Genomic DNA, 20,330 nt, shown 5'->3' on the forward strand with positions numbered 1-20,330 from the left:
GCTTGGGAATGAAAAACAGTCAGTTTAGGTAAATAAAACAGCTATTTATTTAGTAACACAGCGGATTAAACAATCATAGCGAAATTTCGCTGACGATTAATTATAGAGGTTCTGAATGGAAAGTCAGGTAAGTCAGCCTGGTTCTGAGACGAAAAGTTTGCTTGTCAGCAGACGTACGAATCGAAGAGCATTTACGGATAAGGCAGCTGAAGTCGGAGTAACTGTGGGTGGTACCATGGTTTTTGTCGCTTTGTTGTTGATTTTCTTTTACTTATTGTATGTTATCAAACCTATTTTTGATGGTGCAGATGTTGAGCCTGTTTCAACCATTAGCTATCAAAATACGGATGTAGCAACATTAATGGTCGGTAGTGATGAGCAGAATGAAATCGCTTATCGCGTGACAATTGATGGACAAGTTGATTTTTATTCAGTTGCAAGTAAACAACTAATCCAAAGTTTTAATCCTCCTCTACCAGCGGGTGCAACCGTGGTAAGTAGTACTAAAGCAAAACCGAATGAACAACGTTTTGCACTGGGGTTAAGCTCAGGGGAAGCATTGGTTGTAGGTGTTGATTTTGGTGTGACTTATCCAGACAACGTCCGCACAATTACGCCTCGTTTACGTTATCCACTTGGTGAAACACCGATAATGGTCGACGAAGGTCAACCATTGAACAATTTGGTGTTTGATTATATCGATAGTCGTATTGGCTTTGCGTATCAAGATAATGACGGTGCATGGAAATTGAATCGCCTTGAGGGCGAAGAAAACATGATGACCGAAGAAATTGAATGGTATTCAGATTTAGCGGTGATTGAAGATGCACCAAAAGAGGCTTTCACTGCATTAATGACGCCAGACCATCGCCAATTGATCTTACCGACGTCAGGTAAAATATTTATCTACAGCATCCGCGATACTGATACGCCAAGTTTGCTGCAAGTGATTGATGTAAAAGATGGCAGCAATAAGGTATCTAACGTCAGTTTATTAGCGGGTGCGAGCTCGGTATTAGTTAATTATGAAGATGGCACAATTAGCCAGTATTTTCAGGTAAGTAGCCGCAACGGTCGTTTGTACCAGAAAATTCGTGACTTCGAAATTGACTCGCCTGTGCAAACCATTGCCACAGAATTTTATCGTAAGAGTTTTGCTGTTGTCAGTGCAGAGGGCGAATTATCGCTACTGTATACCACCAGTCAACGTAACTTATTTACTGAAACATTCAATATTGCGCAACCTGGTGAAATGGCCTTCAGCCCTCGCTCAAATGCATTAATCGTTGAAGCGAATAACAGCCTGAATATTTTTGCTGTCGACAATGACCATCCTGAAGTGTCATGGAGCGCATTGTGGCAAAAAGTTTGGTATGAAGGTTACCCTGAGCCACAGTACGTTTGGCAGTCAACATCTGGTTCTGATGATTTTGAAGCAAAACTAAGCTTAATGCCTTTAGCATTCGGCACCATGAAAGCGGCTTTTTATGCCATGTTATTTGCTGTGCCAATTGCTATCGCAGGTGCGATTTACACGGCTTACTTTATGGCACCGAAAGTGCGTAGTGTTGTTAAGCCTACCATTGAAATTATGGAAGCATTGCCAACAGTAATTTTAGGTTTCTTAGCGGGTTTATGGTTAGCCCCATTAATCGAAGACCATTTACCTGGCATATTAGTGTTACTGACATTACTGCCAACCAGTATCTTGGTCAGCGCATTTACTTGGAGCAAGTTACCAGCTAAATGGAAGCAGCGTTTACCTGAAACATATCAAGAGATCATGTTGATCCCAGTGATTTTGTTTGTAGGTTGGTTCTCATTTGAAATCAGCCCAGTGATTGAAATCGCCTTATTTGATGGTAACACCCGTCAATTTATTACTAATGAGCTAGGGATTACTTTCGACCAACGTAACGCGTTTGTTGTCGGTATTGCGATGGGCTTTGCGGTGATTCCAACGATTTTCTCGATTGCTGAAGATGCGATTTTCTCAGTGCCACGTCATCTATCAAATGGTTCATTAGCACTAGGTGCAACGAACTGGCAGACATTAACACGGGTGGTTTTATTAACAGCAAGCCCTGGTATTTTCTCTGCAGTGATGATGGGGTTAGGGCGAGCAGTAGGTGAAACCATGATTGTATTAATGGCAACGGGTAATACAGCAATCCTCGAGTGGAGTGTGTTTGAGGGTATGCGTACCTTAGCCGCGAACATTGCTGTCGAAATGCCTGAATCAGCCATTGGTAGTTCGCATTACCGCGTATTGTTCCTTGCAGCATTCGTTTTGTTTGTATTTACCTTTGTCTTTAACACCATTGCAGAAGTGGTACGTCAACGTCTACGTGAACGTTACAGCTCACTTTAAGGAATGAAGATGAAAACAATAGTTAATATTTCGCCAATCGCTTTGAGAGGTTCGAGCAATGGGTAAGTGGGTTAAATCAGGATCTCCATGGATATGGATGACTGGTGGTGCAGTAAGTATCAGTTTGATTGCAGTACTGGGTTTGTTGTTATTGATTGCTTGGCGTGGCTTAAGTTACTTCTGGCCTGCTGACATTTATCAATGGCAACTTGAAGATAACAATGGAGTTAAATCAACACTAATAGGCGAGATCTACGACCGTGAAGAAGTGCCCACTGAACGCTTAATCTCAGCGGGTCACAAGTTTAATGAACATCCGGGTGAGTTTGTCACTCGCTACCTTGTGAAAACAGGTAACCGTGAGTTTGTAGGCTTAGATTTCCGCTGGATTTTAGCAACTGACATTGTTAGTCGTGAAAAGCCTGAAGATATAGCGATGTTTGAGCGAACTAAAAATGGTAATTTTTATGGTTACCCTGTTGCTGTTATCGAAGATGGCCAACGTTTATCGCTTGATGGCGAGCAAATCGAAACGTCATTAGAAGAACATATTGAACGTTCTGTTGATATCGGTGAGCAAGCGCTTAAACTACAAAAGTCTGAAATTGGTTCAGTTAACTATGCGCTAGAGCGTCTTCGCTTAAAAGAGCGTGGATTAGAGTTAGACGGCAAGTTAACCCCTGAACTAAAAGCAGATTTAGACGCACAAGCTGAGCAGTTAAACCAAGACTACTTAGTGATGGAAAAAGACTTGTTTGCATTGCGTGATGAAGCAGCAAGAGATTCTGTCATTATCCGTGATATGCGCGGTGAAGAAGTTACCTTGAAGTTAGATTCAGTCTTAGATGTGAGTTATGTCAACCGAATGAACAGCTTTGATAAAGTGGTTCATTGGTTTGTGGGAATAGGTCGCTTTGTTAGCCACGACCCACGTGAAGCGAATACTGAAGGTGGGGTATTCCCAGCTATCTTTGGTACCGTGTTCATGGTGATGCTGATGGCTGTGATTGTGACGCCATTTGGTGTGATTGCCGCGATTTACTTACATGAATATGCTAAAAAGGGCCCAATTACTAAGATGATCCGTATTGCGGTGATTAACTTAGCGGGTGTGCCATCTATCGTATACGGTGTGTTTGGTTTAGGCTTCTTTGTTTATATGCTTGGTGGCTCGTTAGATCAGCTATTTTATCCTGAAGCATTACCTGCACCGACATTTGGTTCGCCAGGTGTGATTTGGTCTGCACTGACCTTAGCTATTTTGACATTGCCAGTTGTGATTGTATCTACTGAGGAAGGCTTAAGCCGTATCCCAAGTGCAGTACGTCAAGGCAGTTTAGCGTTAGGTGCGACAAAGTTTGAAACCTTATGGCGCATTATTATTCCAATGGCAAGTCCTGCGATTATGACAGGCCTTATTTTGGCTGTAGCTCGCGCAGCGGGTGAAGTCGCGCCATTGATGTTAGTGGGTGTGGTAAAACTTGCACCGACGTTACCGATAGATATGAACTTCCCGTTTATCCATTTAGAACGTAAGTTTATGCATTTAGGTTTCCATATTTACGACGTTGGCTTCCAAAGTCCTAACGTAGAAGCGGCTAGACCACTGGTTTACGCTACTTCATTCTTATTAGTATCTGTGATTGTGACACTTAACTTAACAGCTATTAGTGTACGTAATCACTTACGTGAAAAATTCCGTTCGCTAGAACATTAATTAGCGATATCCTGAGGAAAAAAGAAAAATGATTTCTATTGATCAAAGCGCTATTAAATCTGAAGTTGTCGATTTAGCTAACCTACCTGCACAGGATACTGCGCTAGAAATTCGTAACTTAGATTTACGTTATGGTGATAAACAAGCTCTATTCGATGTGAGCATGAAAATCCCGAAAAACCAAGTGACAGCATTTATTGGCCCAAGTGGTTGTGGTAAGTCAACATTATTACGTTGTATTAACCGTATGAATGACTTAGTTGAAACCTGTCATACAAGTGGTGAGATTTTACTTCACGGTCAAAATATTTATGACAAGCAAGTCGACGTTGCTGCGCTTCGTCGTAATGTTGGTATGGTGTTCCAGCGTCCTAACCCGTTTCCTAAGTCAATTTATGAAAATGTGGTTTACGGGCTACGTTTACAAGGTGTAAGTAATCGTCGTGAACTTGACGAAGCAGCTGAACGTTCACTGCGCGGCGCGGCAATTTGGGATGAAGTGAAAGACCGTTTACATGATAACGCCTTTGGTTTATCTGGTGGTCAGCAACAACGTCTAGTGATTGCCCGTGCAATTGCTATTGAACCAGAAGTTTTGTTACTTGATGAACCAACATCAGCATTGGATCCAATTTCAACATTAACGATTGAAGAGCTAATTACTGAGCTAAAATCAAAGTACACAGTGGTTATCGTTACGCACAACATGCAACAAGCTGCGCGTGTATCTGATCAAACTGCCTTCATGTACATGGGCGAGTTAATTGAGTACGCTGATACCAATACTATCTTTACGACGCCAAAAAAACGTAAGACAGAAGATTACATTACGGGTCGTTACGGCTAAAAGTACAGGCATTAATAGCCGAGACTTCGGTCAATATTTTAAAGAATAAAGGTTGATACAGTAATGGAAAACAAAAGTTTAAATAAGCATATTTCTGGTCAGTTTAATGCTGAATTAGAAGATATCCGTAACCGTGTTTTAGCTATGGGCGGTTTAGTTGAGCGTCAGCTTGAAGAGTCACTTGATGCACTTGCATCACTTGACGCAGAGCTTGCGCAAAAGGTGATTGACGGCGATCACAGAGTCAATGGCATGGAAGTGTCTATTGATGAAGAATGTACCCGTATTATTGCTAAGCGCCAACCTGCTGCCAGTGATTTACGTTTAATTATTACGATTGGCAAAACCATTACTGATCTAGAACGTATTGGCGATGCTTGTGTACGTATTGCAAAGGCTGCTTTAGATAAGCGTTTAAATAATCAACAGCCATTACTTGTGAGCATTGAAAACATGGGGCGTCATGCAACGCGCACACTCCATGCAACACTTGATGCGCTAGCGCGTATGGATGCTGACAATGCACTTGAGCTGCACAAAGAAGATGCTAAGCTAGACAAAGAATATGAAGGCATTATCCGTCAGTTAATGACTTACATGATGGAAGATCCTCGCTCTATTCCAGCGGTATTAGACGTACTTTGGGCTGCTCGTGCGGTTGAACGTGTCGGTGACCGCTGTAAGAATATCTGTGAGTACATTATCTTCTTCGTGAAAGGTAAGGATGTTCGCCATACTTCTTATGAAGACATGGAAAAAGATTTAAACATGTAAACTGATTGGTTTGCATCTCAAAGCCCTTAATGAAAATTAGGGGCTTTTTTGTCGGTTAAGCCTAAACCTAAACCTAAACAAAAGCACTAAGCAACAGCCCTAAACACAAGCCCTAATCAATAACCCTAAACAGCAGCAATAAACATTTGCAGTAAACCTTAAATAAGAGATCTTAAGCAATAAGCACATACCCAAAGCAAAATAAAATACAGTTAGAGTTGGACAAAATGACCTTGTCTGAATATTAAAATTGAGTCACTTTGTCGCACTATTTTTTGTAAGTCACTAACATCACGATATTTTTTGAATTCGATCACAGAAATAATTGGCATTTAAATTGCTATCTTTATATATCCAATCCCTGCGGCAAGATATATGAGATGTAAGACCCATAGCTTAAATAACGTCAACAAACTTTCAGGAGAGTTAAGCGGTGCATTCGCTGACTTAGGTACCTTCCTTCCACTTGTATTAGGCCTGATTGCGCTTAATCAATTCTCACCCCAAGGCATATTTCTTGGCTTTGGCTTTTTTGCGCTTTTTACCGCATTTTATTATCGAAGGCCCATTCCAACTCAGCCGATGAAAGTCATCAGTGCGCTGGTCATTGCTGAAGGCCTGACGCCTGGGATGTTACAAGCTTCGGCAATGTTAATGGGCGTCATATTACTGATATTGGCATACAGTGGCATCATTCAATGGATGGCAAAGCAACTATCACCCGCGATTAGTATTGGCATCCAATTAGCTATTGGCATTCAGTTAATGTGGATGGGTGGCTTTATGATGAGTGAAACTTGGGGCGTAGGCTTACTTGCTTTCGCGGCATTATTTTTAAGTCGATTTATGCCAATGCAATACATTGTCATGCCCTTGGTTATCTTTTTTGGCATAGTTTGGCAGTATCTGAGTCAAAGTGCCCCTAGTTTTAATTTCGCACAGGCAGCGCCTTGGCATTTTAGCTGGCCAGAGAGCTATGAATGGAGCTCGGCAGCTGTACTATTGGTCTTGCCGCAATTAGCACTCACCTTAACTAATGCGGTGATTGCGATTTCTGCAATGGCAAAAGATAAATTTCCTGAAGATAGCGATAAGTTTACCCCACAAGCTTTTGCAAAAAGCTCGGGTTGGACCAATTTATTAATGGCGCCATTTGGCGGTGCAGCAATGTGCCATGGCGCTGGCGGGTTAGCTGTGCAGTATCATTTTGGTGCGCGTACCTGGTTAGCACCAGCAATATTTGGCGCCACTTGTGTGCTGATAGCTATTTTTTGGGGGCAGGGGATTGCCACTGTTCTTTCGTTAATCCCACTTGCTGTGCTTGGTAGCTTACTTGCAATTGCTGGCACCCAATTAGCCTGGTCTAAACGATTCATTGATGGCAAACCATTTTGTATATTCGTAATTTTTACCACTGCGTTAGCTTGCCTTGCGATTAATACAGCAGCAGGTTTAGCAGTTGGTGTCGTATTAGAGCTAGGACGTCACCAATGGCAATCACTATCCACGCCAAAGACAAAATGACGTTGCTTATTGGCTTAGCAGTTCAGCCGCTTAGTAGGTTCTGTGCGTGACAGTGATCACAATGTCATGTTTGCTTAATTAGTCATGGGGTATATGCGAAGTGACTAATGAGCAAACTGTGTTAACATTTTCGTCTTGATTCTTCTTTTCCGTGAGCTAAATGAAAAATACCCTGTCCCGTGGCTTGACCAATTTACTTCCTATGGTGTTAAGCCTTTGGCTATTTTGGTCGCTATTCATTTCGTTAGATGGATTAGGCCATTTACTACTGGATATTGTTGAGCTTGATAACACTTTTGTCGGTGCGGGGTTTATCTTAGTTGCGGTGTTAGTGTTTATTTCAGGTCTGCTGTTTTCTTTTAGCCCATTCGCTTGGCTTTACGGCTGGCTTGAACAGCAGTTAATGAAGTTTCCTTTGTTTAAATCTGTATATGGCAGTATCCGAGATATTGCAGGTTTGATGAAACGCGACGGAAAACCGAAAAACCAAAAGACGGTATTAATTAAACAAGCAAATGGTGGCTATGTCGTTGGCTTTATTATGAATCAAACAGCGCCAAAACCATTGACTGATGCGCTACCTGAAGGGGAATGGGTGCCGGTTTTATTCCAGTTAAGTTACCAAATGGCCGGTGTCACTAGTTTAGTAAAACGTGAAGATTTAATTGAAGTGGATTGGTCTTTTGAAGATGCGATGCGTTTTAATTTAACAGCAGGGATTTCCGCTAAATCGATAACGGCTGTGAATGACAAAAAAGCCATTAAAACGGCTAATTCTGAACAAGATGCCCCTGCAGATAAACCGCAATAACCACTTATTTTTTGTCATCATCAGCTTGTGACAATATTCATAATTTATAGCATTAATGATTAAAGTATTACCTTTTGTCATTAATGTTAATTCGCCTCTATAGGCTTTTATCCAGTGTGGGTGGCTGTGTTTTTTGAACAAGAAAATGTCGTCAAATATGCAATAACCGGTTTCAAAAATAAACCGCACTAATAAGTGTCATTTTATTTTCATTAACTCAATCTCGTTCAGCTTGAAAGAAAATGTTGGCCATTTTGTTTGTCAGTCATCATTAAATTCAGTTTGTGATAGAAAACATTGCCCCGAGTGTTAACTGAGATTATTCTTGGGGTAATGTTTTAGAACTAATCAATGTTGTTTCATCAATCAATGTTTCATCAACCAAAGTTGGAAAGTCGATGTCGGGCACACAAAGTAAATTAGATAAAGTATTAGCGGAAGCAAGAGAGTATAAAGCCAGCCGTGAAAAGGGATACCGCGAGCAAGCGTTAAAACTGTATCCTTGGGTGTGTGGCCGCTGTACCCGTGAGTTCACCCATAAAAATTTATCAGAGCTGACAGTGCATCATGTGGATCATAACCATGATAACAATCCATCAGATGGTTCTAATTGGGAGTTATTGTGTTTGTATTGCCACGATAATGAACATTCTCGTTTTGAAGAGTTGATCCGTTACGGCAGCACTACCGAAGTTAAGCAAGAAGCGGCGACATATAATCCGTTTGCTGATTTAAAAGCAATGATGAAAAAGTAGTATTGTTTGCTCATATCTAAACAAAAAGCTCATATTTATATGGGCTTTTTTTTTGCATTTTATTGCGAACCTGATTTGTGTTCATATTCATCCAAGGTATTGAATTAACGAATAAATGGTTGAATTGGATTAACTCAGCTATTGCATCATAATCCTGGCTTAACCATGTTAATGGTGATTATTTGAAAAGGAGTTAGCCAACAGCCCGCTTGGCAAGTAAATCTCAGACTTATGGTTAAAATTTGACTATATTTGTAGTGTCTAGTGCGTCATTATGGTTTCACTGGATATCGCGATAATTGTTGAAAGCAATATATTTGGACATCGCAAACTGATCAGATAAATATGGACTTACTACTCAACTTATAAGGGAATATGCATGTTTAGTTATACTAAAATTTTTACTGGGCTTATTTCAGCAATCGCCTTGAGCGCCGGAGTTTCAGTGTGCGCAGCTAGCGAACAAGAATTTTCATCAATGCAGATGAAAAATGTTGAAAAAGTTGAGGTCAAAGTCGACCTCGATGGCGCTGCAAAACGTTTATCAAAGGCGGTCACCTTTAAAACCATTTCTAATCAAGATCGAAACGATTTTGATGCCAAAGCTTTTACCGATTATCACGCGTACCTCGAGAAAAGTTATCCTAAGGTACATGCCAAATTGAAAAAGGAAGTGTTAGGAGATCCTCGACCTTACAGTTTGCTCTATACATGGGAAGGCACAGACCCAACATTACAACCGGCACTTTTTTATGCTCATCAAGATGTAGTACCTGTACCTGCCGATTCAAGAGAACAATGGAAAGCGGATCCTTTTGCCGGCACCATTAAAGATGGCTACATTTGGGGAAGGGGATCATTAGATGATAAAAACCAGATCCATGCCATTTTAGAAGCGGCTGAAATGAAGATAACAGAAGGTTGGCAGCCATCACGCACGTTATATTTTGTATTTGGACAAGATGAAGAAGTAGGCGGGCCTGAAGGTGCTAGGTACATTGCCGATGTTTTAGAAAAACGTGGTATTGAAAGATTTGCATTCGTAATGGATGAATCTGCACCAATTACACCGGGTATTTTCCCTGGGATTAAAGAAAATACCGCACTTATTGGAATTGCCCAGAAAGGCTTCATAAGTCTAGAATTGTCGATTAATGGTATTGGTGGACATTCATCAATGCCACCAGAGGAGTCAAATATTGGTATTGTCGCTGAAGCGATAACCAAATTAGAGAAAGCCCAATTCCCTTACCGAATTCACCCTGCTGTGCGGGCTCAGTATCGCTACATGGGACCTGAATTAGATAAAGCGAATCAGCCTTTATACTCGGCTGTAGCATTTGGTAAAGATGGCGAAGTTACCCCGTTGGAGCAAGAATTCATTGACCTAATGTCAAAGAATGAACTGACACGAGCCATGATCCACACCACCATTGCAGTTACTATGTTTAATGCAGGGATTAAGGATAATGTATTGCCACCAACAGCTGCAGCTATAGTCAATTTCAGGCCAATGCCGGGTGATACTCCAGAAGTTATTATTGCTCATGTGAAAAAAGCAATAGCAGACGAACGCATTGAAATTAAAGATATTTCAGCGTCAACACCTGCTACCAATGTTGCCAATGCAGGTGGCCCTGGTTACAAAATGCTGGAAAAAACCATTCGCCAAACTTGGGGGAATGACTTAATCGTGTCACCATTTTTTGTGGTCGGTGGATCTGATTCTAAACATTTTCAAGCCAGAAGCTTTGCACCAGATGTATATACTATGACAGCGATTCAATTAGAAAATACTGAAGAGTTTAAAGGCTTTCATGGCGTTAATGAGCGTATTTTAGTTAAAGAGTACGGTCGCTCAATTGGTTTTTTCTATACGTTATTTAATAACTTAGAACAGTTAAAAAATAAATAGTCATTTAAAAGAGCATGAGCAATTAATGTTGATTCATGCTCTTTTTTACATATCTAACGTTTAGTTATGAGTAAAAGGTAAACATGACAATAATTAGCTAAACTTTTTATTAATCTAACCGTTCACTATTTAAATCTGTTCGTTATTCTATCTTTAAGCTTGTTCAATTTCAGTCTGGGCTTTTATCCACTTATCACGGCTAATGATCTGGCTATTATTACCACCTTTCATTTGCTCTTTTCGCTGTGGTAGTTGTTGCCATACAGCTTGTTTTTTCTCTTCACTGGCTTGTCCCCAGCCAACAATTTCATTGATGTGTCTAAAACACCCCATACAAAAATCATCATCGTTCAGCCCGCACTTGGCAACACATGGTGAGTGCATATAAACATCCTATAATTAACAGTTAAAGGCGCAATTACGCTGATATATTGATGAATAACACTAGACACTAAACGTCATAAAAATTAGTCTCGTGTGAAATTAAATATATTATATATCAGTTAGTTACTTTTAATGCTCGCTTGTCTAATTATTGTGTTTGATGTAAACACATTAGACTAATTATTGTTAGCTTGGAATAACTAAATTGCTAAGAATTGGTGTGGAGAATACCATGAAATCATCGCTATGTTCAGCAGTAAAACGTGGCTCTTTTATGTTGTTGATGAGTTTAAGCTTAGTGTTAATGACAGGTTGTTCATTACTTGAAGTTAAGCTTGAAAGTGGCGTAGAGCCGCTTCCTAAAGAGCAAATTAACATGAGAATGTTTAGCCGAGAGTTTAGTTATAGTTTCTATACTCAGGTGGAGGCGAGTGCCGATTTGATTGCTAATGGCACTGACGATGTTGCTATAAAATCAAATACTTTGATGTGGAAAATTTACTCTGAGCAAAACCTTCAGCGTGCTATTTTTCAAGCATCTCCAGTTGCCGCAATGGTAGATACATGGGTGTTTACCGAGCAGATGAATCAATACTTTTCTGACGGCGCAGGTAGCGATGTATTTGGACAGCAACAATCAATCGCCATTGAAGCTAGCCAGATGCTGTCGACTAAATTTGCTAAAACCGTAAAAGGCTTTGTTGATCCAAGCAGCTTTAGAAAGCATCAAGCATTTGTAAAACAATATGTTGCTGATAATCCAATTAAAGATATCAGTTTTAGCCGTTCTTCTGCTTTTCAAGATTGGTTAACTTATAGCAATATTTCTGAATTTGAAGCCATAACCACTTTTGGTTCGATGCCTGAAGTGATGAGTGATATGTCCGATAGAATGGCCATGACGACTCAGCAAATGCCTAAAATTCTAGGCTGGAAAGCGGAGCTGTATGCTTTGCATGCTGATGTAAATGCAGCAGATGTAGAACAAGCCCTTAAAAACATCAGTGAGACTACTGTTAAATTTCAAGCGTTAATGGAGCAAACGCCTGAGATGATGACCATGTTGGCGACGGATATGCGCACTGAACTTAGCCCTTTACTGGCAGAGTTAAGTGAGTTAACCGATGATAAAATACAGCAACTCAGTAAAGAGCGTGAAACCTTAACTCTGCTACTGACTAATGAGCGTGAAGCTTTAGTCGAAATGGTCACCAGAGAACGGATTGCTGCAGTGCAAGATATTGATGACTTGACCCAGAAAACAGTTGAGCAAGTGTTTAAGCAAATCACTGAAACTCTTAAAAGTTTGATTTTGTATTTCATTTTGTTCTTAATCGCGGTATTTTTTGCGCCATTAGGATTCGGTGTCTGGTTAGGCAAACGAATGGCTGTTAAAAAACAAGCATAAAAGGGTTCAGTATTGTCTATTTGTTCAGCTAACACGCTTAAGCTTGCGCAGATCAGTGAATGTTTATCGTCACTCAAGGCTCTGTGGCAAGTAAAAGCGTTTGAATGCGAGGTTTTGCCTTGGCAACAAGCGTTTCCGAAGTTAGCAAAAACGGTATGGCAAATAGATGACGCTGATATTGAGACACTAGATCTTGAGCAACAAAACTTAGTTAATTATTTACTGCCGAGTTTAATAGAAGATTTATCGTCAAACTCTTGTTTAAAATGGAGTGAACAAGAGCTTGCCGCGTTGTTGACTGAAGGCATTACGGCTAGTTGTATCGATAATACTAATCAAAGCGAGACATCGAGCCATCAGCCGATTGACTTACAACTTACTGAAACAGAGCTGAGTCATTTTAGTGCCCATATTAAAGGCCGTAAATGGCAACAGATCACTCAGTTTGCAGCACATGTTCCAAATGATCGCCTACCGATTGTAGAGTGGTGTGCAGGTAAAGGACATTTAGGGCGTTATCTCGCCAAAACCCGTAACTTGCCGGTGACCAGTTTAGAATGGCAACAAAACTTGTGCGATCAAGGTCATGAGTTTGCTCAACATTGGCAATTACAACAGCAGTTTCGTTGCACCGATGTATTTAAGTTATCTGAGAATCCTTTAAAGGCTGAGCAACATGCCATTGCACTGCATGCATGCGGTGATTTACATGTGAGGTTAATTGATTTGGCCGTTCAGTCATCTACACAAGCCATTTCATTTTCACCTTGTTGTTATCATTTAATTGAAGCGCAGCAATATCAGCCACTTTCTGATGTGGCTAAGCAAGTGGGTTTTACGCTTTCTCGCCATGATTTGCAGTTGCCTCTGCAGCAAAGCGTTATCGCCAATGAAAGGCAGTTAACGTTAAGGCATCAAGAAGTTGCTTGGCGTTTGGGCTTTGATAGCCTGCAAAGAGCCGCATCAGGTAATAAATGCTACTTACCTATCCCAAGCATTAAACGTAGTCAGCTTTCAGGTCGTTTTGTGGACTTTTGTCATTGGGCAGCTGTACAAAAACAGGTCGATATAACCTCGGTTGCAGATATTGAACACTATTTAGAAATCGGTAAGCAAAGACAAAGACTGACACAGAGAATTGATTTGGTCGCACACCTGTTTAGACGCGTTTTAGAGCAGTGGTTAATTTTAGATAGAATGTGTTTTTTAGAACAACATAACTACCAAGTGGATGTGCTTGAATTTTGTTCGAACAGTATTACTCCAAGAAATAGCCTTATTCAGGCTAAAAAACGATAATTGATTTTTTGTTTGTTCGAATAGTTAGCTAACTTGCTGTTATATAGTTTTAAATTGCTAGCTTAAGACTTAAACAAACTCATGCCATCACAAAATTAACTGCCATAAACTGTGGCGTAGGTAGATTTATCTACGACTAAAAGTGGTTTTATATTGAATATTTGGGTTTTTCTTGCTCAAATGGCGGGTTAATAACAAATACCAATAAATATGGTTGCTGTAAGCGACCTTAAAGTGAGCGATTGATACGGTTTCATGAAATATTCCCGCGTTTTTATTAATAGTATGGCTTATGAGTTAGCACCCCAAGTGGTGTCTAGCCTAGACCTAGAATCTCGTCTTGCGCCGCTTTATCAAAAGTTTCGTATTCCAATGGGGCAATTAGCTGCATTAACTGGTATCAAAGAACGTCGTTGGTGGCCAAAAGGCTATCGATTATCTGACGGCGCATTATGTGCAGCGCGTAAAGCTGTAGATGAAACAGGTATCAGCGTGAGTGATTTAGGTGCTGTGGTTTACACCGGTGTCTGTCGCGACCAACATGAACCTGCTACGGCTTGTCGTGTTGCGGCTGAACTAGGTGTTTCTAAAGATACTGCAATTTACGATATCAGTAACGCATGTCTTGGCGTGCTATCAGGCATTTTAGATATTGCTAACCGCATTGAGTTAGGACAAATCAAAGCTGGCATGGTGGTTTCGTGTGAATCTGCCCGCGATATCGTTGAAGTCACTATCGACAATATGTTGAATGAGCCGACGATGCAAAACTTTGCTCAATCATTGGCGACGCTAACTGGTGGCTCCGGTGCTGTTGCGGTTATTTTAACCGATGGCAGCTTACCGCTTAAAAATACCCGTCAGCATCAACTGTTAGGTGCGAGTCATTTATCTGCTCCTGAGCACCATGAGTTATGTCAATGGGGCCTTCAGGAAACGAGCCAGAAGTTGTATCGTGAGTTTATGCGCACTGATGCCGTTACACTGCTCAAAGAGGGTGTTGATTTGGCTAAGCATACTTGGGAGCACTTCTTGACTCAACGTGATTGGGTTGTAGAACAAGTTGATAAAGTGATTTGTCACCAGGTTGGCGCATCTAATCGCAAGCAAGTTTTAAATGCACTCAACATTTCTCATGAAAAAGAATTTCCTACCTATGAAACGCTCGGCAATATGGGCACAGTGTCTTTACCTGTGACCGCAGCGATTGCCCATGATCAAGGGTTCTTGAAACTCGGCGATCAAGTGAGCTTTCTAGGAATAGGCAGTGGATTGAACTGTATGATGCTTGGCATCAAGTGGTAGTCATCTAACTGGTTATTTAACAGTATTATAAGAATTATTAGGAAGCATCATGTTAGAAAATCTGTTGCCTTTTGACAGCCATTATTTAGACCGAAATGGTAATAAATTACATTACGTCAACGAAGGTCAAGGTGAGCCAGTTGTTATGGTTCATGGTAATCCGAGTTGGAGTTATTACTACCGTAACCTAGTAACGGCATTAAGCCCAACCCATCAGTGTATTGTACCTGATCACATTGGTTGTGGTTTATCAGATAAGCCTGACGATCCACAATACGATTACACCTTAAAAAATCGTATTGATGATCTAGAAGCCTTGCTTGATAGTCTCGATGTGAAAGAAAACATTACCCTAGTCGTGCACGATTGGGGTGGCATGATCGGTATGGGTTACGCAGCTCGTTACCCTGAAAGAATTAAACGTTTAGTCTTTTTAAATACTGCAGCGTTTCATTTACCTGAAACCAAGCCTTTTCCTTGGGCATTATGGGTTTGCCGTGAAACGATATTAGGTACATTTTTGGTAAGAGGCTTTAATGCTTTTTCATCCATTGCCTCTTATGTGGGTGTTAAGCGTAAACCGATGTCAAAAGAAGTGCGTGAAGCCTATGTTGCGCCGTTTAATAACTGGAAAAACCGTATTTCAACATTACGTTTTGTACAGGATATTCCATTAAAGCCTGAAGACCGTAATTACCAGTTAGTGTCTGACATCAGTGACAGCTTAACTAAGTTTTCTGATGTACCGACCTTAATTTGTTGGGGACTTCAGGATTTTGTTTTTGATAAGCACTTTTTAGACAAGTGGCGTCAACATATGCCTCATGCGCAGGTGCGAGAGTTTGATGATTGTGGTCATTATATTCTGGAAGATGCGACTGAAGATGTGATTGGGCTTATTCAGCACTTTATGGCAGAGCAGCCAAAGGCTTAACTTGTCAGAGTGAATAAAGTAAGGGCATCGTAATGATGCCTTTTTACTTTATAGCGTTAGCTGAGCTTCGCGCGTCATTACTCTTAATACAGTGATACTTAAGCAATGAATCAGTTAACAATGATAATGTTATAAAAGTGAACCTTAAATCGTATTCATGACAGTGAGCTTATGACTATAAATACAGCCAATATCTGCCAGCATTTATCTCATGCTGCGAAACACATTCCCACTGAACTTGCTGTTGCTGTACAAACGGCTCAATCCGGTTCACTTTCATATCAAGAAATTGACTTTAAAGCCTTAGATGCTGACTCTGACGATATGGCCTATCGGCTAAATGCTGCTGGGATTCAAACGGGGATGAAAGCGGTATTGATGGTGACGCCGAGTATCGATTTTTTTGTGCTTACTTTTGCGCTATTTAAAGCAGGGATTATTCCGATTTTGGTGGACCCTGGAATGGGGGTTAAGAACTTAAAGCAATGCTTTGAAGAAGCCAAGCCCGACGTTTTTATTGGTATTTCGAAAGCGAATATTGCCCGTAGGGTATTAGGTTGGGGTAAGTCTTCTGTAAAGCATTGTTTGAATGTTGGTGGCAGTGGACTAGAGCGCTGGTTGGCGGGGGCAAAAAATATTGATAGCTTGCCTAAAGCCGAGCTTAATACGCCATATCCAATACAGCTTCTTGATAACAGTCAAATGGCGGCAATATTGTTCACCAGTGGCAGCACTGGTACGCCTAAAGGTGTGGTGTACAGCCATGCAATGTTTGAGGCGCAAATTCAGGCATTAAAGCATGATTATGGCATTAAACCTGGCGAGCGAGATTTAGCGACCTTCCCATTATTTTCGTTATTTGGGCCAGCACTTGGTATGGCGTCTATTGTACCTGCCATGGATGCCAGTAAACCGATAACGGCTAACCCTGATTATCTTTTTGCTGCGATTGAAAAGTATCAATGCTCAAATATGTTTGTTAACCCAGCTTTACTAGAACGATTAGGTCAAGCGGGGGAGCAAAAAGAGCATAAGTTACCGAGTGTTAAGCGAGTTATTTCAGCCGGCGCACCAGCGACAATTTCATCCATTAAACGATTCAGTCAGATGTTACCTGAAGGCGTTGAAGTGTTAAACTCTTATGGCGCGACTGAGTCTTTACCTATCAGTATGATGCCGAGCTCAGCGTTATTTGATACCACTGAGTCCACTGATAACGGTAAAGGGATTTGTGTTGGCAAGCCAATAGATGGTGTTGATATTGCCATTATCGATATTACCGAAGATGTGATCAGTCAGTGGGATGAATCATTACCCCTGAACAGTGGTGAAATCGGTGAGATTGTCGTAAAAGGCCCAATGGTCAGTGAGAGTTATTACCAGCGAGACGCAGCAACAGCTTCGGCTAAAATTGCCGATGGCGATATTGTTCGTCACCGAATGGGCGACGTGGGTTATCTTGATGATGCAGGTCATTTATGGATGTGTGGCCGTAAAGCCCATCGGGTAGATAGCAATAAACGTTATTTTTCGATTCCTTGTGAGCGAGTGTTTAACACTCATCAACAAGTCAAACGCTCTGCACTGGTTGCTATTGAAGTTAATGGCGCCACTGTGCCGTTATTATGTGTTGAACTTGATAAAGGGATTGTCTGCTCAACCAGTAAACTACTCTATCAAGAGTTGCTTGATATCGCTGAAAAATACCCTCATACAACAGGAATTCATCGCTTCCTTATTCATCCTGACTTTCCGGTTGATGTGCGTCATAACGCAAAAATATTCCGTGAAAAGCTCAGTGTCTGGGCACAAAAGCAATGGAAGGAATAACTTGTGACTGTTAATCAACCGTCTTTATCTTCAGATAAAAATCAAAAGAGCCCATTAATGTTTGATGACTTATTAGTACAAGAACAACAAGCGTTAACAGCGCTTAAAGCATCAGCTAAACGGGTTTTTGTGACCGGTGCTGGTGGTTTTTTAGGTAAAACCATTTGTAAAAGATTACGTGCCGCACAAATCGAAGTTGTGGGTTTTGCCCGCGGTGATTATCCCGCGTTAACTGACATGGGCGTAACCATGTTTCAGGGGGATATAGCTGACTATGAAAGTGTATTGTCTGCAATGCAAGATTGCGACTTAGTATTTCATGTTGCTTCAAAAGCTGGGGTTTGGGGCAGCAGAGACAGCTATTTTGAGCCCAACGTAAATGGTACTGCCAATATTATTCGCGCTTGTAAGGCATTAAATATTAAACGCTTAGTTTATACCAGCACCCCAAGTGTGACCTTTGCAGGTGAAGATGAGTCAGGTATTGATGAATCAGCCCCTTATGCCAAATCCTATTTGAATTATTACGGTCACTCAAAAGCCATAGCTGAAAAAATGGTGTTAGACGCTAATAATACTGAGTTTAAGACCACAGCATTAAGACCTCATTTGATATGGGGCCCAGAAGATCCTCATCTTGTGCCACGTGTCATCGCGCGAGCTCAAATGGGTAAGCTTAAACTAGTCGGTAAACAGGATAAATTGGTTGATACCATTTACGTTGATAACGCCGCTTATGCCCACATTTTGGCCGCGAATGATTTAAATGCTGCTTCAAATGCCGCAGGTAAGGCCTATTTTTTAAGTAATGATGAGCCAATTACAATGGCTTCAATGCTCAACAAAATTCTTGCTTGTGTCGATATCGGCCCCGTTTCAAAACGAGTGCCAGCAGGCGTTGCTTATACTGCTGGCGTGGTGTTAGAAACCGTTTATGGTTTGCTCAACAAACAACAAGAACCGATTATGACGCGTTTTGTGGCAAGGCAACTGTCAACTAGCCATTATTTTGATATTAGTGCAGCGAAACAAGATTTTGGTTATCAAGCCTTAATTAATATTGATGAAGGGATGAAACGACTTAAAGAATCATTATAAATCAAAATGAGCAGAATGATTTAATGACGAATTGACCTAAAATTTTAATACTTGCTTAGGTGAGTGCTTTAATAAATTTACAAGGGTTGCCGGCATAAACGCCATTGCCGGCAATATCTTTTGTTACGACACTTCCTGCGCCGATCACGGCGTTATCGCCAATGGTTATACCCGGTAATATAGATACATTGCCGCCTAACCATACATCATCTCCAATCGTTATCGGCTTTCCATATTCAGTCGTGCGCCTTGCAATGGCATCCAGAGGATGAGTTGCAGTAGATAACATTACATTGGGGCCAAACATTACATTGTTACCTATTTTGACCTGACACACGTCTAGGATGACTAAGTTGTGGTTTGCATAGAAATTATCGCCTACTTCAATGTTTATGCCGTAATCACAGAAGAAGTTCGCTTCTATATGGCATTTTCCCTTAGGTGATATTAATGCTTTTAATACGTTTGCGCGCTGTTCTATTTCTGATGGACATAGTTGATTAAATTGATGGCATAGCTTTTTTGCATTGGCTCTTAATTCAAGTAACTCAGGTTCCCAAGCATCATAGGACTGACCTGCAAGCATCTTTTCTTTTTCTTTCATTGTGAACTCCATTCTCGATGTTTTATGAACTTAGTGATGATTTAAGAACTTAGCGATGACTTATGAACTTATCGACTATAGCTGCAGGGCGAATATTTTATTGTTGCAGAATATCAACTTTAGAACCTTTCTGCCTGTCATTCCATACACTTAAGCAGTTCTATAGCATTAGGATCATGCCAGTAGACTTAAGTCGGCTATACCTAAGCGGGCGAAACGTTAACATGATGCCTTTGAATTAGTTATAAAGGAAAAATTAATGGCAGCTAAACGCGGGTTTACACCAATAGTTAAACTGATATTCAGTTTGGCAATGATTGTCGCCAGTCCCCACATTCGTGCTGAAGATCATTCAGATGATGCTATTAAAAGTGAAAGCGCAAATTACCAAAATCAACTGGTTGGAAGTTGGACCCTGAGCTCTGGAAAGTATCTCAACGATAAAGGAAAGTGGATCAATTATCAGGACTTAAACCTCAGCGCGATAAAAGTGATTTCGCAGAATTATTTTAGCTTTACCACAATGCAAACCTCTTCGGGCGTGAAAACGTTTTGGGCTGCAGGTACAGGTAAGTATCAACTGACTCAGCAGCATTATACCGAATTTCCATCGTTAAATTCTTTCAATGTTAAAGAAGGGGAGTCATTTACCTTTTCTTATAAATTGGTCGGTAATGAGTGGCATACCGAGCGCTTTGAAGCTGGAGTGTTGTCAGAGATTGAAGTTTGGAAAAGACTGGATTGATTGGCTTTG

Annotated in this window: 17 protein-coding genes; 15 read left to right on the top strand and 2 right to left on the bottom strand. The window is 40.8% G+C overall.

Features of this window, described 5'->3' with window-relative positions; translation table 11 throughout:
- The first annotated feature begins 115 nt into the window (after positions 1-115).
- The 8 genes from AB4153_RS09490 to AB4153_RS09525 all read left to right on the top strand — a co-directional run bounded on the left by AB4153_RS09490 (position 116) and on the right by AB4153_RS09525 (position 10,714).
- Positions 116-2,371, top strand: coding sequence for an ABC transporter permease subunit (locus AB4153_RS09490; RefSeq protein WP_371997188.1), 2,256 nt, complete (start codon positions 116-118; stop codon positions 2,369-2,371).
- A 58-nt stretch (positions 2,372-2,429) separates the two neighbouring features.
- The gene (gene pstA / locus AB4153_RS09495; RefSeq protein WP_102527085.1) at positions 2,430-4,088 is read left to right on the top strand and encodes a phosphate ABC transporter permease PstA; all 1,659 of its coding nucleotides are present in this window, start codon (positions 2,430-2,432) and stop codon (positions 4,086-4,088) included.
- A 28-nt stretch (positions 4,089-4,116) separates the two neighbouring features.
- Positions 4,117-4,935, top strand: a complete 819-nt coding sequence (gene pstB, locus AB4153_RS09500; protein ID WP_102527084.1) for a phosphate ABC transporter ATP-binding protein PstB — start codon at positions 4,117-4,119, stop codon at positions 4,933-4,935.
- A gap of 63 nt (positions 4,936-4,998) precedes the next feature.
- A complete protein-coding gene (gene phoU, locus AB4153_RS09505; RefSeq protein WP_102527083.1) occupies positions 4,999-5,709 on the top strand; it encodes a phosphate signaling complex protein PhoU in 711 nt (236 codons plus the stop codon).
- Positions 5,710-6,084: 375 nt separating this feature from the next.
- Complete coding sequence (locus tag AB4153_RS09510; RefSeq protein ID WP_102527082.1) at positions 6,085-7,233, top strand: putative sulfate/molybdate transporter; 1,149 nt, start codon at positions 6,085-6,087, stop codon at positions 7,231-7,233.
- A gap of 160 nt (positions 7,234-7,393) precedes the next feature.
- Entirely contained in the window at positions 7,394-8,044 is a 651-nt protein-coding gene (locus tag AB4153_RS09515) for a DUF502 domain-containing protein (protein ID WP_229369940.1), read from the top strand.
- A gap of 398 nt (positions 8,045-8,442) precedes the next feature.
- Positions 8,443-8,799, top strand: coding sequence for a YajD family HNH nuclease (locus AB4153_RS09520; RefSeq protein ID WP_102527080.1), 357 nt, complete (start codon positions 8,443-8,445; stop codon positions 8,797-8,799).
- A 379-nt stretch (positions 8,800-9,178) separates the two neighbouring features.
- Positions 9,179-10,714: a M20 family peptidase gene (locus AB4153_RS09525; protein ID WP_371997189.1), complete on the top strand. Its 1,536-nt coding sequence runs from the start codon at positions 9,179-9,181 to the stop codon at positions 10,712-10,714.
- A 153-nt stretch (positions 10,715-10,867) separates the two neighbouring features.
- On the opposite strand, the gene AB4153_RS09530 is transcribed toward AB4153_RS09525, so the two are convergent.
- Positions 10,868-11,098: a DUF1289 domain-containing protein gene (locus tag AB4153_RS09530; RefSeq protein ID WP_102527078.1), complete on the bottom strand. Its 231-nt coding sequence runs from the start codon at positions 11,096-11,098 to the stop codon at positions 10,868-10,870.
- A 232-nt stretch (positions 11,099-11,330) separates the two neighbouring features.
- Between AB4153_RS09530 and AB4153_RS09535 the strand changes: the two genes are divergently transcribed.
- The 6 genes from AB4153_RS09535 to oleD all read left to right on the top strand — a co-directional run bounded on the left by AB4153_RS09535 (position 11,331) and on the right by oleD (position 18,972).
- On the top strand, positions 11,331-12,506 hold the full coding sequence (locus AB4153_RS09535; protein ID WP_102527077.1) for a chemotaxis protein: 1,176 nt from the start codon (positions 11,331-11,333) through the stop codon (positions 12,504-12,506).
- Between the two features lie 12 nt (positions 12,507-12,518).
- Positions 12,519-13,805, top strand: coding sequence for a methyltransferase (locus AB4153_RS09540; protein WP_371997191.1), 1,287 nt, complete (start codon positions 12,519-12,521; stop codon positions 13,803-13,805).
- A gap of 255 nt (positions 13,806-14,060) precedes the next feature.
- A complete protein-coding gene (locus AB4153_RS09545; protein ID WP_102527075.1) occupies positions 14,061-15,110 on the top strand; it encodes a 3-oxoacyl-ACP synthase III in 1,050 nt (349 codons plus the stop codon).
- Between the two features lie 49 nt (positions 15,111-15,159).
- Positions 15,160-16,044: an alpha/beta fold hydrolase gene (locus AB4153_RS09550; RefSeq protein ID WP_102527074.1), complete on the top strand. Its 885-nt coding sequence runs from the start codon at positions 15,160-15,162 to the stop codon at positions 16,042-16,044.
- Between the two features lie 171 nt (positions 16,045-16,215).
- Entirely contained in the window at positions 16,216-17,874 is a 1,659-nt protein-coding gene (gene oleC, locus AB4153_RS09555) for an olefin beta-lactone synthetase (protein WP_371997192.1), read from the top strand.
- A gap of 57 nt (positions 17,875-17,931) precedes the next feature.
- Positions 17,932-18,972, top strand: a complete 1,041-nt coding sequence (gene oleD, locus AB4153_RS09560; RefSeq protein WP_371997222.1) for a 2-alkyl-3-oxoalkanoate reductase — start codon at positions 17,932-17,934, stop codon at positions 18,970-18,972.
- A 55-nt stretch (positions 18,973-19,027) separates the two neighbouring features.
- Here the strand turns inward: oleD and AB4153_RS09565 are convergent, their stop codons facing one another.
- Positions 19,028-19,576: a sugar O-acetyltransferase gene (locus AB4153_RS09565; RefSeq protein WP_371997193.1), complete on the bottom strand. Its 549-nt coding sequence runs from the start codon at positions 19,574-19,576 to the stop codon at positions 19,028-19,030.
- A gap of 259 nt (positions 19,577-19,835) precedes the next feature.
- Between AB4153_RS09565 and AB4153_RS09570 the strand changes: the two genes are divergently transcribed.
- Positions 19,836-20,321: a hypothetical protein gene (locus AB4153_RS09570; RefSeq protein ID WP_371997195.1), complete on the top strand. Its 486-nt coding sequence runs from the start codon at positions 19,836-19,838 to the stop codon at positions 20,319-20,321.
- Positions 20,322-20,330 lie beyond the last annotated feature (9 nt).

It is taken from the genome of Shewanella sp. 10N.286.52.E4, assembly GCF_041468785.1.
In the GTDB taxonomy this organism is placed as follows: domain Bacteria; phylum Pseudomonadota; class Gammaproteobacteria; order Enterobacterales; family Shewanellaceae; genus Shewanella; species Shewanella electrodiphila.

Excerpts from the sequence above, each read along its gene's own strand:
- AB4153_RS09530 (WP_102527078.1), bottom strand. The coding sequence starts at position 11,098 with ATGCACTCACCATGTGTTGCCAAGTGCGGGCTGAACGATGATGATTTT.
- AB4153_RS09510 (WP_102527082.1), top strand. The coding sequence starts at position 6,085 with ATGAGATGTAAGACCCATAGCTTAAATAACGTCAACAAACTTTCAGGA.
- pstA (WP_102527085.1), top strand. The coding sequence starts at position 2,430 with ATGGGTAAGTGGGTTAAATCAGGATCTCCATGGATATGGATGACTGGT.
- pstB (WP_102527084.1), top strand. The coding sequence starts at position 4,117 with ATGATTTCTATTGATCAAAGCGCTATTAAATCTGAAGTTGTCGATTTA.
- AB4153_RS09570 (WP_371997195.1), top strand. The coding sequence starts at position 19,836 with ATGGCAGCTAAACGCGGGTTTACACCAATAGTTAAACTGATATTCAGT.
- AB4153_RS09545 (WP_102527075.1), top strand. The coding sequence starts at position 14,061 with ATGAAATATTCCCGCGTTTTTATTAATAGTATGGCTTATGAGTTAGCA.
- AB4153_RS09520 (WP_102527080.1), top strand. The coding sequence starts at position 8,443 with ATGTCGGGCACACAAAGTAAATTAGATAAAGTATTAGCGGAAGCAAGA.
- phoU (WP_102527083.1), top strand. The coding sequence starts at position 4,999 with ATGGAAAACAAAAGTTTAAATAAGCATATTTCTGGTCAGTTTAATGCT.
- oleC (WP_371997192.1), top strand. The coding sequence starts at position 16,216 with ATGACTATAAATACAGCCAATATCTGCCAGCATTTATCTCATGCTGCG.
- AB4153_RS09525 (WP_371997189.1), top strand. The coding sequence starts at position 9,179 with ATGTTTAGTTATACTAAAATTTTTACTGGGCTTATTTCAGCAATCGCC.
- AB4153_RS09550 (WP_102527074.1), top strand. The coding sequence starts at position 15,160 with ATGTTAGAAAATCTGTTGCCTTTTGACAGCCATTATTTAGACCGAAAT.
- AB4153_RS09490 (WP_371997188.1), top strand. The coding sequence starts at position 116 with ATGGAAAGTCAGGTAAGTCAGCCTGGTTCTGAGACGAAAAGTTTGCTT.
- AB4153_RS09515 (WP_229369940.1), top strand. The coding sequence starts at position 7,394 with ATGAAAAATACCCTGTCCCGTGGCTTGACCAATTTACTTCCTATGGTG.
- oleD (WP_371997222.1), top strand. The coding sequence starts at position 17,932 with ATGTTTGATGACTTATTAGTACAAGAACAACAAGCGTTAACAGCGCTT.
- AB4153_RS09535 (WP_102527077.1), top strand. The coding sequence starts at position 11,331 with ATGAAATCATCGCTATGTTCAGCAGTAAAACGTGGCTCTTTTATGTTG.
- AB4153_RS09565 (WP_371997193.1), bottom strand. The coding sequence starts at position 19,576 with ATGAAAGAAAAAGAAAAGATGCTTGCAGGTCAGTCCTATGATGCTTGG.